Here is a 19,904-nt window from a genome sequence, read left to right as displayed (position 1 = left end):
ATGTTGCTACATACCAATTATAACCGGATGAAATGCCGCCCGGTTCGCTATCCTACCTCGCCCCGGCGCCGATCGCGCAGCAAAAAGCGGGCCGGATCGAGCGCCGCGACCAGGTCGGCTTCGAGCGGCAGCGGCTCGCCATTCAACTGTGCGGCCAGCAGTTCGGCCGCCAGCGGTGCCCAGGTCAGGCCGCGCGAAGCGTAGCCCAGCAAGCCGTACACGCCGGCATGGCGCGGCACGTCGCGCAGGCGCTCGATGCGGCCGGCCGCGTCCGGGTCCGGCAAGGCGCCCACCAGCGGCATGCGGTCCGGCGCCACGCAGCGAAAGCCGACCCGTCCCTGCAGCGGCGCAGCGCGCCCGAGGGCAGGCTCGCCCAGCATGGCACGGATCTTGGCCAGGTTCTCGTCCTGGCTACCCTGGCGCAGGGCCGGGTCGGCATCGTCGTCGTAGCTGGCGCCCAGGCTGTGCCAGCCGCCCACGGCCGGGGTCAGATAGGCTTCGCGGCACAGCACGAAGGGCAGCGCCGGCGCCGCGCCCTGGGCCAGATGGGTGACCTGGCCGCGCACCGCGGACAGCGGCAGGCCGGCAGCCAGCGGCAGGGCGCAAGCGCCAGTGCCGTTGGCCAGCACCACCACCGGCGCTTGCGCCAGCAGCACGCCGGCCGCGTCGATGGCGCACCAGTCGGCGCCGCGCTGCTCCAGCGTCACGCTGCCGGTCCCGAAGCGGCGCACCAGCGCCTCGCCGCAGGCGGTGAGCATGGCGCCGCAGGCGCTGGCGGGCCGTATCCAGCCGCCCTGGCGGAACAGCCAGGCGCCATCCGGCGCGGGTGCGCCCAGCAGTTCGGTCGCCGCCGGTGCTTCCAGCCATTCGGCGAAATCGGCGGGGTAGGCGCGGCTTGCCGCGATGGCGCGCTGCACGTCGGCGTGGGCCGCGTCGCGCGCCAGTTGCAGCACGCCGCAACGGGCACTGTCGATGGCATTCTCGCCGATGCGCTCCCAGTAGGCTTGCGCATACAGAAAGGCCGCGCGCGACAGGCGCGTCATGAGGTTGTCGTCTTTCGAGAGCAGCGGCATGGTGATGCCGGCCAGGTTGCCGGATGCTTCGCGCGCCGGCTGCGCATGGCGTTCGATCAGCGTGACCTTCCAGCCGCGCGCGCACAGGCGCTCGCAGGCGGCGGCGCCGGCCAGGCCGGCACCAATCACGATGGCGTGGCGCGCGCGCGGCGCCGCCGGCGCGGCCTGCGGACGGCGGCTGGCAAAAACGGCGCGCTGCACCCCGGGTTCCCAGGCAAAGCCGGCGCGCGCCAGGGTCGCCATCTGCGCGTGCGTGAGGCCGTCGGCGTCGAGCAGCGCGCCGGGTTCGGCCAGCTTGCCCAGCGCGTGCGCGAAGCGGGTGCCGGCCTCGCCGGCGCCGTGCAGCCAGATCGCGTCCAGCCGCGCACTCAGTTGTTCGAGCGCGCTGTCGAGCGGTGCGCTGAGCAGGTCGAGCGTGACCGCGTCGTCCGCTTGCGGAACGCGCCGATAGCCGGGCAGCGCATCATTGGCCAGCGCAATGTAATGCAGGCGCGCGGGCCGCTGCGGATCGTGGCGCCAGGCGTCGACCGTCGCGCGGAACGCCGCGCCGTCGCCGTAGGCGGCATCGAATATGACGAAGTGGGTGCGTCCGCCCCAGATGGCTTGCCAGTTCACGGCATCAGCGCTGCTTGTTGCGGAAGCATTGCGCGCCATGGTCGTCGATCATGCCGATGCCCTGCATGTAGGCGTAGACGATGGTCGAGCCGACAAATTTGAAGCCGCGCTTGAGCAGGTCTTTCGACAGCCGGTCCGACAGCGCGGTCTTGGCCGGCAAACTTTCGCCAAGCTGGTAGTGGTTGACGATCGGCTTGCCGTCCACGTACGCCCACAGGTAGTCGTCGAGCGAGCTGCCCTCGGCCCGCAGGCGCAGGTAGGCCTGGGCATTGGTGATGGCGGCGGCCACCTTGAGCTTGTTGCGCACGATGCCGGGATCGGCCAGCAGCTCGGCCACCTTGGCGGCGTCGTAGCGCGCGATTTTTTCGGCGTCCCAGTTGTCAAAAGCGAGCCGGTAGGTAGCGCGCTTGTTCAAGATGGTTTCCCAGCTCAGGCCTGCCTGGGCGCCTTCGAGGTTGAGCATTTCAAACAGCGTGTTCTCGTCGTGGCAAGGCACGCCCCACTCGTGATCGTGGTAATCGAGGTAGCGTTGATTGGCCGATCTGGCCCAGGAGCAGCGTTCAATGGTCATGCGGCCAGTATAGTTCAATGCGCCGCTTTCAGCACCTGCGCCAGCACCTCGACGCCATCGACGATCTGCGCCGGCGTCAGCGACGAAAAACCCAGCAACAGGCCCGGTGCGAACGCGCACGCCGGCGTGGCCATGCGGTTGACGTAATAGGCCAGCGCGCGCGTTTCGATGCCCTGTTCGAGCGCCCTGGCCACCACGGCGGCTTCCTCGTGGCCGCGCCGGAAATGCACGGCCAGATCGAGGCCGGCGTCGGACGGGCCGACCGTCACTTGCTCGCCCAGGCGCGCCCCGAGCGCGGCCAGCAGCGCGGCGCGCCGTTCGGCGTAGGCGTCGCGGGTGCGCCGGATATGGCGGCCGAAATGACCGTCCGCCATGAAGTCGGCCAGCACCATCTGCGGCACGATGGCGGTGTGGCGGTCCATCACCGCCTTGGCGCGCACCACCGGTTCGACCAGCGCCGGCGGCGCCACGATGTACCCGAGGCGCAGGCCGGGAAACAGCACCTTGGACAGGGTGCCGACGTACAGCACGCAGCCGGCGCGGTCCAGGCTTTGCAGGGACGCCAGCGGCGGGCCGGTGTAGCGGTACTCGCTGTCGTAGTCGTCCTCGATGATCCAGGCGCGCCTGGCGCTGGCCCAGCGCAGCAGCTCCAGGCGGCGCTGCAAGCTCATGGTCACGCCCAGCGGCAGCTGGTGCGAGGGCGTGGCCAGCACCATTTTCGCGTCCGGATAGTGCGCGATGCCGTAGGCGATGTCCATGCCGTCGGCGCCCACCGGTACCGTGCACACGTCGGCGCCGGCGGCGAACAGCGGCGCGCTGGCGCCCTGGTAGCCGGGCGACTCCACCCACACCTGGTCGCCCGGCGCGAGCAGCAGTTGCGACAGCAAAAACAAGCCCTGTTGCGAGCCGGAGGTGATGATCACCTGTTCCGGCGTGCAGCTCACGCCGCGCGAGGCACGCAGGTAGACGCACAGCAGCTCGCGCAGCGGCGCGTAGCCGGCCGGGTCGCTGTAGCCCATGTGGTGGTCGGGATGGCGCCAGCGCCGCCCTTCAAGCCGGCTCCAGACATCGAACGGGAACAGGTCGAGCGACGGCATGCTGACGCGGAAAGGGCGCAGCTTCCCCCGATGGAAGCCGACGCTTTCCATGGCCGAGGCGTAGGCCTCGCCGCGCGCGGACAGGGGGCGCATCGGCGCGTGCGCGGCATCCGCCGCGGGCGCGGGCTGCGCCAGGTGGTCGCTGATGAAGGTGCCCTTGCCGACCGCGCCATGGAGGTAGCCTTCGGCACTGAGCTGGTCGTAGGCGTTGAGCACCGTCTGGCGCGAGACCGCGAGCAGGCGCGCCAGGTCGCGCGTGGGCGGCAGCTGCATGCCGGCGCTGAGCGTGCCGCGCAAGATGGCATCCTTGATCTGCGCGTAGAGCTGGCGGAACAAGGGGTCGGGCGTGCCGCGCGCAAGGGGCAAGGCGGCCAGGATATCGGTAACGAGCATGGGAGTCCGGTGATTGGTCTTCACATAATCGCGTGAATTGGATATTTGAGCAAGCCAAAGCGGCGCATAAGATAAACGCATCGCCAATCAGCATCGGGAGCCAGGCAAGATGCAGCAATTCAAAGCAGAATTATCCTGGCAGCGCGGCGCGCAGCCATTCCTGGACAACCGCTACAGCCGCGCGCATGCCTGGTCGTTCGACGGCGGCCTGCGCGTGCCGGCTTCCTCGTCGCCGCTGTCGGTGCCGCTGCCGATGTCCGACCCGGCCGCCCTCGACCCCGAGGAAGCGCTGGTCGCGTCGGTATCGAGCTGCCACATGCTGTTCTTCCTGTCGCTGGCGGCGCGCGCCGGGCATGTGGTGGACGACTACCGTGACCGCGCCGTCGGCACCCTGGACAAGAACGCCGACGGCAAGATGGCGATGACAAAAATCGTGCTGCGTCCCGCGATCAGCTTCGCCGACGGCACCCGCCCCGACGCCGCCCAGCTCGACGCCCTGCACCACGCCGCCCACGCGCAGTGCTACATCGCCAGCTCGATCAAGGCCGATGTGGTCATCGAAAGGAGTGCATGACATGTACCGGCCTTCCTGCTTCGACGAGATCCGTCCATCGCTGCTGCTCGGCCTGATCGACGCGCACCCGCTGGGCACCGTCATCACGCACGGCGACGGCGGTCTGGACGCCACGCACATTCCGTTCGAGATCGATGGCGGCGATGAGAGCGCGCCGTACGGCATCCTGCGCGCCCACGTCGCGCGCGCCAATCCGCTCTGGCGCCACGCCGGCGACACGCTGGTGGTGTTCCAGGGGCCATCGGCCTACATCACGCCTGCGCTGTACGAAGACAAGAAGATCAACGGCAAAGTGGTCCCGACCTATAACTACGCCGTGGTGCACGCCCATGGCAAGCTGCGCGCCATCGAAGAGCCGGCCTGTATCCTCGCGCTGCTCGGCCGCCTCACCGCGCGCCACGAAGCGGCGCAGGCCACGCCATGGGCGGTGGACGATGCGCCGCCCGGCTTCATCGACCGGCTGCTGACGATGATCGTCGGGATCGAGATCCCGGTCGAGCGCATGCAGGGCACGTGGAAGGTGAGCCAGAACCGCTCGCAGAACGACCAGCGCACGATCATGGCGGCCATGGATGCGCCGATGGCGCAGGAAATGGCGCGGCGCTCGGCCTAGCGCGGCGTCACTTTATCGGCGGCGAGCACCAGGCGCCGCGTCTTGGCGCCGGCGGCGACCTGCACCTCGTCGATATTGGTCACCAGCCGGGCCTCGCCATCGGCCAGCGCCTGTTCGAGATAATGAATCAGGCGCGCAAAAACACCGTCGTGGCGCGTCTCGGGCGTGCTGTAGATGCCGGCCCAGGCATTGCGCCCCGAGCGCTTGACCAGGTACAGGCCCTGGTCGGCCAGTTCCACCACTTCGGACCACGACAACAAACGCGGTTCTTCCGGCACGAACGGAAAGCAGGCAAATCCGATCGAGCAAGTCTTGCGCAGCGCCGTCCCGTCGGGCAGCGCGAAGTCGCGGTCGGCGACCGCCTGGCGGATACGCTCCGCCACCACTCTGGCGTCGTCGCGGTGGGTGGCGCGCGCCAGCACCAGGAATTCCTCGCCGCCCCAGCGGATCAGGTAATCGGACTCGCGGAACACTTCGCGCAGGCGCTCCTGCATCTGCACCAGGACCGCGTCGCCGGCGGCGTGGCCATGCGCGTCGTTGACTTCCTTGAAGTGATCCAGGTCGACCATGAAGAACACCAGGTCCTTGCCCGGCGCATTCTCGCGTTCCGGCGCGCCGTGGCGCAAGGGGTCGTCGTAGCCGCGCAGGCTCATGACCACGTCGGCGTCGACATGCTGCAGGAAGAAGCGGCGGTTGCGCAAGCCGGTCAGCTGGTCGGTCAGGCTGACCTCTTCCAGCGCCTTGTAGGCCTGTTCCAGTTCGACGTTCTTGTCCAGGAGCTGGGCCTGGGTCGCGCTCAGGGCCTTGAGCGTGGCCGCCACCTGCAAATAGGCGCCGGCGTTATCGAGGGCGATGGCGCCGTACGCGCACAGGGTGCGGAAAATCAGCCGCTCGCGTTCATGATAGGCGCTCGGCTGCAGCGACTGCACCGTCATCACGCCCAGCACCCGCTCGCCGATCAGCAGCGGTGCAAACAGCAGGCTCAGTGTCGGCAGGGTACCCGGGATCAGGTTCGGCATGTCGTCGCCGGCATTGAGATGGAGCAGGATTTCGCGCCGCTCGCGCACGCAGCGCGCCGAATTGGCATGTTCGTCGGTGAGGCAATAGCGCGTCGCCGGCAGCGGCTTGCCCGCTTCGACCCCGAACGCGCAGCGCAGCGAACTGCCGTCCGGATCGATCAGGAAGATGGAAAAGTGAGTCGCGTCGAGCAGCCCGTGCACGTGGCGGTCGAGCGCGCGGAACACGGCGGCGGCGTCGAGATGGGTGGTGATCTCCTGGCCGATGGCCGACAGGTGTTCGAGCGTGGCGCTGGTCTGCTGCAGCACCTCGGCGCGCTTGGCTTCGGCCGCGGCCAGCTGGCGGTGATGCTCGCCTTCGGTCTTGGCGCGCTCGGTCTGGTACTGCACCTGCATGGCGACGGCACGGTTGGTCGCTTCCTGGCTGTGGGTCTTGTCGCGCGCGGCGCCGGCGCGCAGTGCGATGTCGTAGGCTTGCGGGTAGTCGCCAACTCTGGCGTACTCGCGCGCCACCGCGTCGTACAGGTCGCCCGGCACCGTGTAGCCGTCGATGGTGGCCGCCACCGCCATGGCCTGCTGAAGGTAGTGCAGCGCGGGACTGGGCGCATCCGGCGTCGTGGGACCGGGCAGGCTGTGGCGCGCGTGGATCTCGGCCAGCACCTTGAGCGCGGCGATCTGGTTGTAGGCGTCGCCGTGTTCGCGCGCCAGCGCCAGCGCCGCCGCGGCCTTGTCGAGCGCATCGTGCGGGCGGTTCATGTGCGAGAGCGCATGCGCCTGGCCGCGCCGCGCGCCGCTCCGGAAATCAGCCTGGTGCAGCGCTTCGCCGCGCACTTCCAGGCGCGCGAAGCTGGCCAGGGCCGCCGCATAGTCGCCGCCGTCGAGCGCCAGGTCGCCCTCGTATTCGAGCGCGATGGCATAGGCGCGCGATCCGGACATGGGCGCCAGCGTCGCCAGCGCTTCGTGCAGCAGTTCGACCGCCGCCTCGCGCTGGCCCAGCTGGCGCAAGGTTTCGGCGGTCTGCATCAGCGCCAGGCCGATGCTCATCGGCCAGCCGGTCGGACGCGCCAGGTCCAGCCCGCGCTGCATCCATTCGAGCGCGGCGTGGTGCGCATTAAGGCTGGTGAAAGCATTGCCGATATTGGTGGCGACGTTGATCGCGCGCCGCACCTGGCCGGTGGCCAGTGCCGCCTCGAAGGTATTCATCAACAGGCCGATGGCGCGCCCGAAGTCGCTGGCCTGGAAGGCCGAGGTGCCAAGGTAATCGTTGATCCAGCCGGCGGCGGCCGGGTGCAAGCCTTTTTCAGCCGGGTCGAAGCGCTTGCCCCAGCGTTCATTGGCCGAGTGCAGGTTGCGGAACACCGCGAACAGGGCGGCGGCGGCGTCGATCACGTCGGCGCGCAGGCGGTCGCCGGCGCGCCAGACATCGTGCGCGGCGGCCAGCAGTTCGGCGTCGCTGGCGGCGGCATTGCCGCGGTCGACCTCGATCCAGGCGCGCAGCCAGCGCGCGTCGGCGCTGCCGATGGAATCGTCCTGGCTGTGAAATTCGGCCCAGGCATCGTCGGCCAGGGTGCGCGCGGCGTCCAGCTGGCCGGCCAGCCAGGCCGCTTCGCCATCGATCAGCTGGCAGCGCGCCTGTTCAAGGCGGCGCTCGGGTTCGGAAAGCAGCATCAACAGTGGCGCGGCATCGATCGACAGGGAGCGCGCACGCGCTGGATCGCGCTGGCGCAGATGCCAGGCCAGCGCCAGCATCGGCTTCAGGCGCGCGACACCGTACTGGGAAGAAAGCTCCTCTTCCAGCTGCGTCAGATCCTGCTCCACTGCAAACATTTCTAGCAATCGACACTCCCGCATTCGCCGCCACACCGTCGATGGGACATGCGCCTTATTATTTCACAAACCGGCGGGCAAAAGTCGGAAATGTTTCATGTCAGCAATGATACAGCCGCCGAAAAGCTCAGGAACGACAACGCCGTCGATACCAGGATGATGCGCGCCACCCGGCCGGTGTCGGCGCCGAAGCGTTCGGTCAGCAGCGCCACGTTGCTGGCACTGGGCAGGCAGGCGACCAGCACCAGCACCGTCAGGGCGGCGGGATCGATGGGAATGCCCAGGCCAATGGCGGCGTGGCCGATGGCGAGCAGCAATAACGGGTGGATCAGCAGCTTGATCAGGGCGATCGGAACGACATCGGCCAGTGCGGTGGCGCCGCTGGCGTTCATCTGCGAGCGCGCCAGCACCGCGCCGATGGAAAACAGCGCCACCGGCGAGGCGGCGTCGGCCAGCAAGCTGACGGTTTTCATCAGCGGCGCGGGCAGCACCAGGCCCACGCCGGACGCCAGCGCGCCGAGCAGGATAGCCCACGGCATGGGGTTGCGCAGCATGCCGGCCAGGGCATTGCGCAGGGCGGCCGCGCTACTCTGCCCGCCTGCCGGCCCGAGGCGCGACAGGGCGATGCACAGCGAGGTCGTGATCACCAGGTCGACCACCAGCGCCACGATGACTGGCCCCGACGAGCGCGGCCCGAGCAGGGCCAGCAGCAACGGCACACCCATGAAACCGGTGTTGGGAAAGGCGGCCACCAGCGCCCCGAAGGCGCCATCGTTCCAGCCGGCGCGGCGCAGCGTGACCAGCATGGCCAGGCCCACCGTCGCCAGCGCGCACAGCAGGTAGACGCCGAACAGGCCGGCGTCGAGCAGCTGGGTCAGCGGCGTGGTCGAACCGAAGCGGTACAGCAGGCACGGCAAGGCAAAGTACAGGACGAAGCTGTTCAGGCCCGGAATGGCCAGTTGCGGCAGCAAGTGGCGCCGCACGGCAAGGTAGCCGCACAGGACCAGGGCGAAAAACGGAAAGGTAATGGCGAGGATGGCGAGCATGAATGGTCATTGTAGCGTGACCGTCCAGCTCGCGCTCGCGCCCCCCCGCCGCCAGCATCGACAGCGTTGGCGCGCAGGACTTGCCTGCCTTGCTTACTGCCCGGACTTCTCGGTGGCCATACCCGAGTTGCCCTTGGCGCTGTTCTGGTTGCCGTGTAAATCCTGCGCCGCATGCAGATGCTGGTCCACGGTCGGCGTCATGCGCGTCAGCAGTGCCTTGATGTCGGCATCCTTGGCGCGCCCCTGCGCCCTGGCCAGCATGCCGTGGGTTTTCTTGTGTTCGGCCACGCCCGCCTGCGCAATGTAGGCGCGGTCGAATGCCGCGCCCGACAGCGCGGCCAGCTTGCCGGCCCTGGCCTTGTGCGCGCGGTCCAGCGTGGCGGGCAAGGTGATGCCCTTGGTCTGGGCCAGTTGCCGCACCTCGCCCAGCGCCTTGGTATGGTCGTCGATCATTTGCTGCGCGTATTTCTTGACCTGATCGTCCTGGCTCTTGCCCTGCGCGGTGCGCGCCACCTCGATCTCGGCCATGTTCGCCATGGCCAGGTCGGTGACTATCTTGCGGTCCGCGCTGCTGATGGCCGCGCTGCCGGTCTGTCCGCTGCTGGTCTGTCCGCTGCTGGTCTGTCCGCTGCTGGTCTGTCCGCCGCCCTGGCTGCCGGACTGCGTCCCGCTGGTCTGGGCCTGGACGGCCAGGGTGGCGCACAGCGCAGCCGCGGCGCAAATGCCGGTCAGTCCTTTTACTGGTTTCTTGTTGAGCATGTCGATCTCCTGATGAAGTTGGGATTGAAGCCCGCGCGCGCGCACTTGTCACTTTTGGACAGTGCGCCGGCCGCGCAAGTTCACCTCATCGTCATCCCCACATGAAAACAGCGCCGGACTGCGCCAAGCCGGGGTCAGCGCTGGCACACGGCGCTGAACCTGAGGCCGTAATACATGACGAACAGGTAGCAGGCGGCCTACGCCAGGAACGACCGCTGCACGCCGACCGCATCGGCCGGAAGGCGCGCCCAGCCGTTCATTTCAGGTCCTCGCACTTGAGCGCATCCTTGTCGAGCGCCGCCCCGCCGGCCACCTCGATATTGGCAAAGGCGGCGCTGAAAGCGGCATCGCTGGCTACCGCGAACGGCGTTTCCACCCTGGCCAGGTCGGCGCCCCTGGCCGTGAAGCAGGTCAGCGGAATCTTCACGGTCTGCCTGGCCTTGCCCACCAGGCCCTTGAACACCGCCGTCAGGTCGAGCGCGGCGCCGTCCATCGACACCACTACCTTGCCGGCCGGCGCGCTGCTGACGATGGTATCGAACTGCAGCGCGCCATCCCTGGTGGCGAACGCCGGCAAGGCGACCGCCTTGGCGCCGTGCGCTTCAAGGCGCGCAGGGCCGCTCCAGGTGACGCTCTTGGCATCCTGCTGGGTGTTCACCTGCGAGGTGTCGATCTTGACGCCGGGCTGGGTGAACGCGTTGTTCAAATCGGCGCCGAGCGCGCTGCGCTTCTCGCCCACCACCGCGTACAGCGGCCAGGTGGCGCGGTCCGACTGGTTGAACACCGGGTACAGATTGGTCACGCCGCAGCCGCCGTCGGCGTAAGTGGCGTCGAGCTGGCCGACCTTGTGCTTGCTGGCGTAGCTCAGGCCGTAGCCGGTCTTGAACAGCGGCGCGTAGTCGGCATCGCCCACGTTCACGCTCGCCTGGCAGATCGACCTGGGCCACGAGAACGACAGCTTGCCCGTGAAACCATGGGCGCCCTTGAACAGCACATCGGCCACGCCCTTGCCTTCCGAGCCGGGCAACCAGGCGGCGACAAAACTGTCGGACAGGTTCATGAGGTCATTCGTATACAGCGCGCGGCCCGACACCAGCACCGTCACCACCGGCTTGCCCTTGCCTGCGACGGCCTTGAGCACGGCCAGGTCTTCCGGATGGCGTCCGCTGTGGCGCAGGGTGCCGGACGGGCCGATGTCGCCGCCGAATTCAGCATACGGCGTTTCGCCGATCACCGCCACCACCGTGTCGAAAGCTGCCACGTCCACGCCTTCAGCGGTGGCGCTGTAGGTCACGTTGGCGGCGCCGGCGGCGTCCCGGATGCCGGCCAGGATGGTTTCGCCGTTCGGGAAGTCGCTGTTCTTGTTATCGGTGCCCTGCCATGTCAGCGACCAGCCGCCGGTCTGCAACGACAGGTTATCGGCGCTTTTGCCGACCACCAGGATCTTCTTGCCGGGTTGAAGCGGCAGGGTGGCGCGGTCATTCTTGAGCAGCACCAGCGACTCGCGCACCATCTGGCGCGCCAGCGCGCGCGCCTGCAGCGCATCCGGCTTGCCGGCGTACTTGCCGGCCGACGGCTTGTGTCCGAACAGGCCCGCGCGCATCTTCACGCGCACGATGCGGGTCACGGCGTCGTCAATGCGCGCCATCGGAATCTCGCCCGCTTCCACCTGCTTGATGGTGTTGGCGATGAAGGCTTTCCAGTCGTTCGGCACCATCACCATGTCGATGCCGGCATTGATGGCCTGGGCGCAGCTGTCGTTGCGGCAGCCCTTGACCTGGCCGATGCCGTCCCAGTCGCTCACCACCATGCCGTCGAAGCCCATCCTGTCCTTGAGGATGTCGGTCAGCAGCTCGCGGCTGCCATGGACCTTGCCGTAATCCTTGCCCGACGAGACATCGTTCCAGCTGTTAAACGACGCCATCACCGTCTGCGCGCCGGCTTCCAGGGCGCTGTAGTAGCCGGCGCCGTGGATGTTCATCATGTGCGCGGGCGTGGCCTTGGTGATGCCCTGGTCCTTGCCCTGGTCGGTGCCGCCGTCGCCCATGAAGTGCTTGGCGGTGGCGACCACGTTGGCGTCGTCGCGGAACTTGCCCTGCATGCCGCGCACGTATTCGGCGGCGTAGCTGTTCACCAGCGCCGGATCTTCCGAAAAACTCTCGTAGGTGCGGCCCCAGCGATCGTCGCGCGTGACCGCCAGGGTGGGCGCGAACACCCAGTTGATGCCGGTCGCGCGCACCGCCTTGCCGACCGCCTCGCCCATCCGCAGCGCAAGCTTCTTGTTGTGGGCCGCGCCCAGGCCGATATTGTGCGGGAACAGGGTGGCGCCATACACATTGCTGTTGCCGTGCATGGCGTCGATGCCCCAGATGACCGGGACTCTGGTTTTCAGGTCGGTGCTCATCGAGGCGTCGTAGAACTTGTCGGCCAGCGCGACCCAGTCGGCCGGGGTGGCGTACTTGTTCCCGTTCGGCCAGCTGCCGCCGCCATTGAGGACGGAGCCGATGTAGAACTCGCGCACCTGCTCGGGTGTGATGGCCTTGATTTCGGGCTGCGTCATCTGGCCGACCTTCTGCGCCAGCGTCATGCCGACCACGATGGCCGCGACCTTCGCTTCGAGCGCGGCGTCGGGGGCGATGGCGCTGCGCACGCGCGGCCACTCGCTCAGGGTACGGGGCGCGGCGCCGGCGTGGCTGGCGTGCAGCAGCGCGACGGCTGCGATAAGACAGGAATGCTTGATCATGGTATCGGTGCGAAAAGGTGGAAATGCCTGCCGGTGAACACCGGTGCCAGGGTCCGATCTGCTGCTGCCACAAGTTGGAAACGCTCCCAACTCAAGATCAATAGTGCGACGGTGAAGAAATTTTGTCAATCATAAGATTGCGCAAATCCCCCATCGATGGAGGTGGGGAGCTACTCCGCGCGGCGCTTGGCCGGCTTGCCCAGCGAGGCGCGCACGGTCACGCTGATCGGAAACTCGCGCTGCACCGGATGCGCGCTGCCATAGCAGCGGTTGAGCAGCGCATTGAGCCCGCTCAGGGTCACGTCGCGCCACGGAATGTGCACGGAGGTCAGGCGCGGCGCCGAGAACTGCGCACTCGGCGTATCGTCGTAACCGAGCACCGACACATCGCCCGGCACCGACAGCCCCACATCCTGGAAGTACGACAGCGCGCCGACAGCCATTTCGTCATTGGCGCAAAACAGCGCCGTGAATTTGTGGCCCGAGGCCACCAGTTCGGCCGCCGCGGCCCATCCGCCTTCGGGCGAAAAATCGCTCTCGGCCACCCACATTTTTTCGGTGTTGATGCCGTTGCGCTCAAGCTCGCCCATGAAGCCGGCGATGCGGTCGACGTTGTCGGGCGAGGTGGATGGCCCCGCGATCACGGCGATCTTGCGGTGCCGGTGCTCCAGCAGCGCGCGCGCCGCCGCGATGCCGCCCTGCGTATGGTCGGCCGAAAAGCACTGCTCGGCGATGCTGGCGAAGCAGTGGTTCAGCACCACCACGCGCGATTGCTTCGGTCCGAGCGCGGCGAGGTCGTCGTCCGACAGGTGATTGGTCAGCAAAATCAGGCCATCGCAGCCGCGCTCCATCAGGAAGTCGATGCCTTCGATGGCCTGGCGCCGCGCATCGCCCGAGCCGACCCCGAACGCCACCACCATGTGCGGGCCGGCGGCGCGCAGCGCGGTGTCGATCGACTGCAGGATCGGGGTGTAGAAGGTGCCCTTGAGGACGGGAATGTACACGCCGATCATCTGCGACGTCCCGGACAGCAGCGAGCGCGCCGCGTGCGACGGGCGGAAATCGAGTTCCGCGATGGCCTTCTTGACCCGTTCGAGCGTCGCCGGCGAGACCGAGCCCTTGCCGCTGACCACGCGCGACGCGGTTCCCAGGCCTACGCCGGCAAGGCGTGCTACGTCTTTGATATTGGCCACGACTTCCTTTGATCGGTCAGTTTAGTAAATACGGCGAAAGCATACCGCAAACCGCGAATTATGCATGCCCGGCGCGTCCCGCTCCAGGCAAACTCACAGGCGCTGCCCGCTGGCCTTGTCGAACAGCGACACGCGCGCCGCGTCGACCGCGAAGCGCACCGTCTCGCCCAGCGCGAACACGCGCGTATCGTTGACGATGGCCGAGAGCTGCTGGCCGGCGCTGGCGATCCACACGATCTGGTGGTTGCCCATCGGTTCGACCAGCGCCACCGTGCCTTCGAGGGCGCCGTCGCTGCCGATGCGGATATGCTCCGGGCGGATGCCGAGCACCAGCGCCTGGCCGGCGGCCGCGCCCACGGCGCCGCCTTCCAGGCGAAAGCCCTTGCCGGTAAAGCAGCCGTCGGCGTCGATCGCGCCATCGATGAAGTTCATCGATGGCGAACCGAGAAAGCCGGCCACGAACAGGTTGGCGGGACGCTCGTACACCTGCGCCGGCGCACCGATCTGCTGGATTTTACCGGCCTGCATGACCACGATGCGGGTGGCCAGGGTCATCGCCTCGACCTGGTCGTGGGTCACGTAGATCATGGTCGAGCGCAGCGTCTGGTGCAGCAATTTCAGTTCGCGCCGCAGTTCGGCGCGCAGCTTGGCGTCCAGGTTCGACAACGGTTCATCGAACAGGAACACGCCCGCTTCGCGCACCAGCGCGCGCCCGATCGCCACGCGCTGGCGCTGCCCGCCCGACAGCTGCGCCGGTTTGCGCGACAGCAGCGGTTCGAGATGCAACATGCCGGCGGCGCGCGCGATGCGGCGCGCAATCTCGGCCTTGGGCGTGCCGTTGATGCGCAGGCCGAACGACATGTTCTTTTCCACCGTCATGGTCGGATACAGCGCATACGACTGGAATACCATGCCGATATGGCGCTCGCTCGGGTCGGCGAAGGTCATGTCCTCGGCGCCGATTTCCACCGTGCCGGCGCTGACCTCGATCAGCCCGGCGATGCTGTGCAGCAGGGTCGATTTACCGCAGCCGGAAGGCCCCAGCAGCACCAGGAATTCGCCTTCTTCCACGGCCAGGTCGAGATCCTTGATGATTTCGTTGCCACCCAGGGTGATGCACAGCTTGCGGACACAGACATTCGACATGGATTACCCTTTTACCGCGCCGGCGGCGATTCCGCGCACGAACCAGCGCCCTGAGATGAAATAGATCGCCAGCGGCACCAGCGATGTGAGGATGGTGGCGGCCATGTTGACGTTGTACAGGCGCGTGCCGGTGGTGGTGTTGATCACGTTATTGAGCTGCACCGTCATCGGCGCATTGTCGCGCCCCGCGAACACCAGTCCCAGGATGTAGTCGTTCCACACGCCGGTCACCTGCATGATGGCGGCCACCACGATGATCGGCAGCGACATCGGCAGCATCACGTGGAGGAAGATGCGAAAGAAGCCGCCGCCGTCGATGCGCGCGGCCTGGAACAGTTCGTGCGGGATGGCCGCATAGTAGTTCCGGAACAGCAGCGTCATGACCGGCATGGCGAAGATCATGTGCACCACCACGATGCCCGGCAGGGACCCGAACAGGCCGAAGGTGGCCAGCACCCGCACCAGCGGATAGATCATCACCTGCAGCGGAATGAAGGCGCCCACCATCAGGATCGCGAACAGCGTCGCTGCGCCGCGCGGCTTCCAGAACGACAGCGCGTAGCCGTTAATGGCCCCGATCAGGATCGGCAGGATGGTGCTCGGCAGCGTGATCGCCACCGAATTCCAGAAGCCGCCGCGGATGCCTTCGCAGGAGGCGCCGGTGCAGGCGCCGCTCCAGGCGTCACTCCACGGTTGCAGCGTGATTTGCAGCGGCAGCGCGAAGATGTTCCCGAGCCGGATTTCTTCCATCGGCTTGACCGAGGTAACCAGCATCACGTACAGCGGCAGCAGGAAAAACAGCGCGGCGCTGAGCAAGAACGCGTAGATGCCGATGCGCGCCGGGTTGAAGTGCGAGCGGCGCTTCATGCGCGCCCCTTGCGGCTGCGCGCATACGCGTACGGCGCCAGCATGGCCAGCACCGGCACCAGCAGCACCACCGCGCCGGCCGAGGCCAGCGCGATGTTGGCGCGCCCGAACAGGTGGTCCATGATGAACTTGGCCGGCACTTCGCTGGCCGTGCCGGGACCGCCCTGGGTCATGGCGACCACCGCGTCGAACAGCTTGACCACGGCGGTCGCGAGCAGCAGCAGCACGGTGGCAATCGTCGGCCACATCATCGGCAGCACGATCGACAGGTACACGCGCCAGGTGGGAATGCCGTCGAGCCGCGCGGCCTTCCAGATTTCGCCGTCGATGCCGCGCAGGCCGGCCAGCATCATCGCCATCACCAGGCCGGACGCCTGCCATACGGTGGCGATGACGACCGTGTACATGACCATGTCCTGGTCGACGATCCAGTCGAACGAAAACCCCGCGAACCCGAACTGGTGCGCCGCCTGCTCGATGCCGTTGCCGGGGGTGAGCATCCATTGCCAGACCAGCCCCGTGGCGACGAACGACATCGCGTACGGATAGAGAAAGATCGTGCGCAGCACGCCTTCGCCGGTGACGTTCTGGTCGATGAACACGGCCAGCAGGAAGCCGATCACCAGGCAGGCGCCGATGAACAGCACGCCGTACAGCGCCAGGTTATGCAGCGACAGCAGCCAGCGTTCGTTCTCGAACAGGCGCGTGTACTGCGCCATGCCGACCAGGGTATCGGACGGGAAGCTGCGCGAGTTGGTCAGCGAAATCCGGAGCGACCAGAGCACCGTGCCGAGGTAGCCGACGATCACCGTCAGCGCCATCGGCAGCAGCGCGGCGAAGGGAATGACCCGGCGCAGCGGGTGGCGGATGCGCATCGGTCAGCCTTTCAACGCGGCGGCGATATTCTTCTGCGCCTTTTCGACCGGCATGGCGCTGTTCCTGTACGCGCTCAGCACGTCGACCAGCGCGCCGTTCTGGTCGGGCGTGAGATACACCTCGCCGTTGCCGACGTGGCGCGTGCGGTCTTTCATCACCGCCAGCGCGGCCTGGGCGCAGGCGTCGAGCGCGGAGGCATCGAGGTCGGCGCGCACCGGCAGCGAACCTTTGATCCGGTTGAAGGCGGCCACCGTGGCCGGCGCCACCATCACGCCGGCCAGCAGCTTCTGGGGCTTGATGGTGGCGCCGTTGGCGCTCTTGGACGGTTCGGACGCGATCGCGCGCGGCTCGCGCTCGCGCAACACGCTCAGGTACAGGTCCTTGCCGCCCACATTGGCCAGCACCGCCATGAAGACGATATTCTCCTGCCACGACTGGCCGCCGTGCGCCAGCGCAATCAACCCGGCGGCTTTCAGCTTGTCGAGCGCGGCGAACAGTTCGTCCATGGTGGCCGGCTCCGTGGCGATGCCGGCTTGTTTGAAGGCGGCCCTGGAATACCAGATCCAGGTCGGCATGTGGACGTTCAGCGCTACCGCGTAATAGTGTCCCTTGACCTTGATGACGTCGCGGATCGGGGCCGGCAGGGTCGTGTCCCAGCGCTCCTTGGCGGCGATCTCGTCGACCGGATTGAGCATGCCCTGTTCGACCAGGTCGAGCAATTGCATGGAGGCGTTGAACTGGGCGGCGGCCGATTCGCCGCCCGAAGTCCACCAGTGAATGACTTCCGCCGTGGGCTGTTCGGCTTGCGGTCCGGCCGCCTGCGCCAGCTTGTATGCTCTGTGCATCCTGTCTCCTTGTGTGCGGATCTGTGTCCGCTCGCCGGGATAACGCCAGATTGGAAACGTTACCATCGCAAGCACACGAATATAACACCCATCGATTTTAGGTGTCAACGAGTTAACAGTACGCCATGGCGTGGCCCGGGAAACGACGTGGACTCTCGGGAAAAAATGGCCGGAGCAGCCGCCGTCAGCGGCGCAGGATGAACGGAGGCGGCGATAAAAATCACCGCTATTTTGTTAACGTTTCACAACAGCCGGCCGGGAAAACCCGGCCGCGGCGCTAGCGGAAGGTGGGTCCGGCGGAATGAATGATGTCGCGCCAGGACGAACGGGAAGCCGGCGGCGTGCCGGGCACCATCTGCGGCACCGTGACCGTGTCTTGCGCGGCCTCGGCGTCGCGCAGCGGTTGCGGCAGCGCGGGAGCGGCCGATTGCACGAGCGCTGGCGCTACAGGGGCAGGCGCGGGTGCGGCCAGCCGTGCGGGAGCAGCGGCAGGCGTGGGTGCAAGTGCAGGCGCGGCCACGGGAGCGGCGGCAGGCACGCGTACAGGCGGCGCCAGCGGTGTCGGCGGCAGCATGGTGTACGCCTCGTCGCTGACCCCGGAGCGCACCATGCCGCGCCGGTACGGGGTCGTGAGGACGCGTCCCGTCACATCGAGCGGCACGCCGCCTGAGGCCAGGTAAATTGCGGCTTGGTGTACCGAAACGGTGTCCTTGAGAAGGATTGCCTTCTCCACCGTCGCGGCCATTGCATGATTCTTGCGTCGCTCTTCCATTGCTGCTCCCTTTCGGCAACAATATACAGCCCGATGGATTCCAACGCAATCCTTGGCGCCGAGTTCCCCGGATTAGGCCCCTGCCCGGGCGCGCGGCTTGGCCACCCACTGGCGCACGCTGTCGCGTTGCCACTGCGCCGCGGCGTAGGCCTTGAGGCGTTCCGGCACCGGATCGCCGTTCAAGATCAAGCGGTTCAGCACCAGCGCCAGCTCGCTGTCGGCGATGCACCATTCGCCGAACAGGTGCTCGCCCGTCACCAGGCGTTCGGCGATACCGATCAGGCGATCCGCCGCCGCCTGCCCGGCCGCCGTCAGCGGCGTCGCCGTCGGCGCACAAAACACCACGTCGGTCGAGCGCTCGGCGCGCAGGGCCATCAGGTCGCTGCGCAGCCAGGCCTGCAGCTGGCGCGCGTGGGCGCGCTGGGCCAGACCGGCGGGCAGCACGGCTGGCCAGGCCGGCGGCGGAAAGGCTTCTTCCAGATACTCGACGATGGCGCTCGACTCGGCCAGCGCCAGATCGCCATGCACCAGCAGAGGAACGCGTCCGGTCAGGCCCAGGTGGCGAAACGGTGCCTGATGCTGCTCGCCCTTCTCCAGGTCGACCGTGTTCAGGATGAACGGCAACTGCTTCTCGGTCAGCGTCTGGAACACCGATAGCGCCCACGGACTGGTGAAACGGCTATCGACGTACAGGATCAACTCTTGCATGATGGGCTCCGGTGGGAAAAAATATGACACGAGCCAACCATGGTATAGCAAAGATTGCAAGATTACTGCCGCCCCCTCAGAAGTGGTAGGCCACCCTTACCATCGGCGTCCTGGCGCGCTAGCCCTGCCCGCCCGTGGTGGCCGAGGTATTGCCGAATTTATTGTTCCAGTACTGGTATTCGAGGCCCACGCGGAAGGTGCGCTTCTTGTAGCCCATCGCCGCGCCGGCATCGAACATGATTTGCATGTCGATGTTGGTTTCGGCACCCGTCTCACGCCCGGTTTCGCTCTTGCCCTTTGAAGCGATGAAGTTGGCGTAGCCTTCGACGGCCCACAGCGCGCCGAGCGGGATGCCCCAGCTGGCAGTGAGCATGGGATGCAGGTCGTAGCTGTAGCGTCCGCGCACGTTCGAGACCGGCGGAAAGGCGCCGCTCGGCGCATTGCTCTCGCGCAGCAGCAGCAGGCTGGTCGACAGGAAGCCCGGCACATCCCACATCAGGGTCGGACCGGCCACCAGCATCTGCTTGCGCGAGTTGTAGCCGACATCGTTCTTGGTATTCCAGTCGAAGCCCAGGGTCACGCCGGCCCCCTTCACCGGACCGAATGCGATGGGGGCGCCGCGCAGCTTGCCGATGTCGAGCGTGTGGCGGTACACCACGTAGACTTCCTGGGCGCCGTCGGTCTGGTTCAGCGACCCCGGGTCCTTGCTGTCGGAAATAAGCATGTCGACGTTGAAGAAATTGCTGCCGTACTGGCAGCCGCTGGCGTGTGTCAGCGCGAAAATGTGCTTGCCGACATACTCGCGGTTGAACGGTTCGCGATAGCGCTCGCCGGTGCGCCAGCTGATCGCCGTGTCGCTCCAGCCGGCCGCCTGGACGGCGCCGCCGGCCAGGCTGGCGGTGGCGAGGATGCAGGCCGCAGGCAGGCGGCGCAGGATGGTTGCGGTCATGATGTTCCCGTGGTTGAAAGACGAAGACAAATGGACGGCGTTCAGAATTCTTCCCAGTCGTCGGCGGCGGCCGGCGCGGCGGCTTTGCCAGTCGCCTTGGCGGCCGCCTTGCCGGCGGGCCTGGCGGGCGGCCGTGGCGCAGTCTCTAATACACATCTCCGAGCCCACGAGACGCTCATGAATCTCGGATGACGTCATGGGCTTGAAAAAAGGGGGGGGGG

17 protein-coding genes are annotated in these 19,904 nt (G+C 67.2%); 2 read left to right on the top strand and 15 right to left on the bottom strand.

Going from position 1 to position 19,904, the window contains the following annotated elements; genetic code table 11:
* Positions 1-47 precede the first annotated feature (47 nt).
* Genes mnmC through PO883_RS20760 form a run of 3 tightly spaced genes read right to left on the bottom strand, consistent with a single transcriptional unit; the run spans position 48 to position 3,749 of the window.
* A complete protein-coding gene (gene mnmC, locus PO883_RS20770; RefSeq protein WP_289311434.1) occupies positions 48-1,688 on the bottom strand; it encodes an FAD-dependent 5-carboxymethylaminomethyl-2-thiouridine(34) oxidoreductase MnmC in 1,641 nt (546 codons plus the stop codon).
* Between the two features lie 4 nt (positions 1,689-1,692).
* Positions 1,693-2,259 (bottom strand): DNA-3-methyladenine glycosylase I, encoded by a 567-nt coding sequence (locus PO883_RS20765; RefSeq protein ID WP_289311482.1) that lies wholly within the window; start codon positions 2,257-2,259, stop codon positions 1,693-1,695.
* 14 nt (positions 2,260-2,273) lie between these two features.
* Complete coding sequence (locus PO883_RS20760) at positions 2,274-3,749, bottom strand: PLP-dependent aminotransferase family protein (protein WP_289311433.1); 1,476 nt, start codon at positions 3,747-3,749, stop codon at positions 2,274-2,276.
* Between the two features lie 109 nt (positions 3,750-3,858).
* Between PO883_RS20760 and PO883_RS20755 the strand changes: the two genes are divergently transcribed.
* Complete coding sequence (locus PO883_RS20755) at positions 3,859-4,323, top strand: OsmC family protein (RefSeq protein ID WP_289311432.1); 465 nt, start codon at positions 3,859-3,861, stop codon at positions 4,321-4,323.
* A gap of 1 nt (position 4,324) precedes the next feature.
* Entirely contained in the window at positions 4,325-4,936 is a 612-nt protein-coding gene (locus PO883_RS20750; protein WP_289311431.1) for an FMN-binding negative transcriptional regulator, read from the top strand.
* Here PO883_RS20750 and PO883_RS20745 read toward each other — a convergent pair.
* The 12 genes from PO883_RS20745 to PO883_RS20690 all read right to left on the bottom strand — a co-directional run bounded on the left by PO883_RS20745 (position 4,933) and on the right by PO883_RS20690 (position 19,683).
* On the bottom strand, positions 4,933-7,779 hold the full coding sequence (locus PO883_RS20745; RefSeq protein WP_289311481.1) for a sensor domain-containing diguanylate cyclase: 2,847 nt from the start codon (positions 7,777-7,779) through the stop codon (positions 4,933-4,935). The two genes, PO883_RS20750 and PO883_RS20745, sit on opposite strands and share 4 nt — an antisense overlap.
* Positions 7,780-7,874: 95 nt before the next feature.
* Positions 7,875-8,825, bottom strand: a complete 951-nt coding sequence (locus PO883_RS20740; RefSeq protein ID WP_289311430.1) for an AEC family transporter — start codon at positions 8,823-8,825, stop codon at positions 7,875-7,877.
* A gap of 93 nt (positions 8,826-8,918) precedes the next feature.
* Positions 8,919-9,584, bottom strand: a complete 666-nt coding sequence (locus PO883_RS20735; protein ID WP_289311429.1) for a DUF4142 domain-containing protein — start codon at positions 9,582-9,584, stop codon at positions 8,919-8,921.
* Positions 9,585-9,840: 256 nt separating this feature from the next.
* Positions 9,841-12,327, bottom strand: a complete 2,487-nt coding sequence (locus PO883_RS20730) for a glycoside hydrolase family 3 protein (RefSeq protein ID WP_289311428.1) — start codon at positions 12,325-12,327, stop codon at positions 9,841-9,843.
* 170 nt (positions 12,328-12,497) lie between these two features.
* Positions 12,498-13,520, bottom strand: coding sequence for a LacI family DNA-binding transcriptional regulator (locus PO883_RS20725; protein WP_289311427.1), 1,023 nt, complete (start codon positions 13,518-13,520; stop codon positions 12,498-12,500).
* A gap of 93 nt (positions 13,521-13,613) precedes the next feature.
* Positions 13,614-14,666 (bottom strand): ABC transporter ATP-binding protein, encoded by a 1,053-nt coding sequence (locus PO883_RS20720; RefSeq protein ID WP_289311426.1) that lies wholly within the window; start codon positions 14,664-14,666, stop codon positions 13,614-13,616.
* Positions 14,667-14,669: 3 nt separating this feature from the next.
* The gene (locus PO883_RS20715; protein ID WP_289311425.1) at positions 14,670-15,533 is read right to left on the bottom strand and encodes a carbohydrate ABC transporter permease; all 864 of its coding nucleotides are present in this window, start codon (positions 15,531-15,533) and stop codon (positions 14,670-14,672) included.
* Positions 15,530-16,408, bottom strand: a complete 879-nt coding sequence (locus PO883_RS20710) for a carbohydrate ABC transporter permease (RefSeq protein WP_289311424.1) — start codon at positions 16,406-16,408, stop codon at positions 15,530-15,532. The genes PO883_RS20715 and PO883_RS20710 overlap by 4 nt, the downstream gene beginning before the upstream one ends.
* A gap of 3 nt (positions 16,409-16,411) precedes the next feature.
* The gene (locus PO883_RS20705) at positions 16,412-17,254 is read right to left on the bottom strand and encodes an extracellular solute-binding protein (protein ID WP_289311423.1); all 843 of its coding nucleotides are present in this window, start codon (positions 17,252-17,254) and stop codon (positions 16,412-16,414) included.
* 277 nt (positions 17,255-17,531) lie between these two features.
* Positions 17,532-18,026, bottom strand: a complete 495-nt coding sequence (locus PO883_RS20700) for a hypothetical protein (RefSeq protein WP_289311422.1) — start codon at positions 18,024-18,026, stop codon at positions 17,532-17,534.
* A 72-nt stretch (positions 18,027-18,098) separates the two neighbouring features.
* The gene (yfcF, locus tag PO883_RS20695; RefSeq protein WP_289311421.1) at positions 18,099-18,734 is read right to left on the bottom strand and encodes a glutathione transferase; all 636 of its coding nucleotides are present in this window, start codon (positions 18,732-18,734) and stop codon (positions 18,099-18,101) included.
* A 118-nt stretch (positions 18,735-18,852) separates the two neighbouring features.
* On the bottom strand, positions 18,853-19,683 hold the full coding sequence (locus PO883_RS20690; RefSeq protein ID WP_289311420.1) for an outer envelope protein: 831 nt from the start codon (positions 19,681-19,683) through the stop codon (positions 18,853-18,855).
* Between the last annotated feature and the right edge of the window lie 221 nt (positions 19,684-19,904).

This window comes from Massilia sp. DJPM01 (assembly GCF_030348125.1).
Classification (GTDB): Bacteria; Pseudomonadota; Gammaproteobacteria; order Burkholderiales; family Burkholderiaceae_D; genus Telluria_A; species Telluria_A frigida.
Note: the sequence above shows the minus strand (reverse complement) of the source record. Positions and strands in the feature narration are given on the sequence as shown.

Excerpts from the sequence above, each read along its gene's own strand:
- PO883_RS20765 (WP_289311482.1), bottom strand. The coding sequence starts at position 2,259 with ATGACCATTGAACGCTGCTCCTGGGCCAGATCGGCCAATCAACGCTAC.
- PO883_RS20760 (WP_289311433.1), bottom strand. The coding sequence starts at position 3,749 with ATGCTCGTTACCGATATCCTGGCCGCCTTGCCCCTTGCGCGCGGCACG.
- PO883_RS20755 (WP_289311432.1), top strand. The coding sequence starts at position 3,859 with ATGCAGCAATTCAAAGCAGAATTATCCTGGCAGCGCGGCGCGCAGCCA.
- PO883_RS20750 (WP_289311431.1), top strand. The coding sequence starts at position 4,325 with ATGTACCGGCCTTCCTGCTTCGACGAGATCCGTCCATCGCTGCTGCTC.
- PO883_RS20745 (WP_289311481.1), bottom strand. The coding sequence starts at position 7,779 with ATGTTTGCAGTGGAGCAGGATCTGACGCAGCTGGAAGAGGAGCTTTCT.
- PO883_RS20740 (WP_289311430.1), bottom strand. The coding sequence starts at position 8,825 with ATGCTCGCCATCCTCGCCATTACCTTTCCGTTTTTCGCCCTGGTCCTG.
- PO883_RS20735 (WP_289311429.1), bottom strand. The coding sequence starts at position 9,584 with ATGCTCAACAAGAAACCAGTAAAAGGACTGACCGGCATTTGCGCCGCG.
- PO883_RS20730 (WP_289311428.1), bottom strand. The coding sequence starts at position 12,327 with ATGATCAAGCATTCCTGTCTTATCGCAGCCGTCGCGCTGCTGCACGCC.
- PO883_RS20720 (WP_289311426.1), bottom strand. The coding sequence starts at position 14,666 with ATGTCGAATGTCTGTGTCCGCAAGCTGTGCATCACCCTGGGTGGCAAC.
- PO883_RS20715 (WP_289311425.1), bottom strand. The coding sequence starts at position 15,533 with ATGAAGCGCCGCTCGCACTTCAACCCGGCGCGCATCGGCATCTACGCG.
- PO883_RS20710 (WP_289311424.1), bottom strand. The coding sequence starts at position 16,408 with ATGCGCATCCGCCACCCGCTGCGCCGGGTCATTCCCTTCGCCGCGCTG.
- PO883_RS20705 (WP_289311423.1), bottom strand. The coding sequence starts at position 17,254 with ATGCACAGAGCATACAAGCTGGCGCAGGCGGCCGGACCGCAAGCCGAA.
- PO883_RS20700 (WP_289311422.1), bottom strand. The coding sequence starts at position 18,026 with ATGGAAGAGCGACGCAAGAATCATGCAATGGCCGCGACGGTGGAGAAG.
- yfcF (WP_289311421.1), bottom strand. The coding sequence starts at position 18,734 with ATGCAAGAGTTGATCCTGTACGTCGATAGCCGTTTCACCAGTCCGTGG.
- PO883_RS20690 (WP_289311420.1), bottom strand. The coding sequence starts at position 19,683 with ATGACCGCAACCATCCTGCGCCGCCTGCCTGCGGCCTGCATCCTCGCC.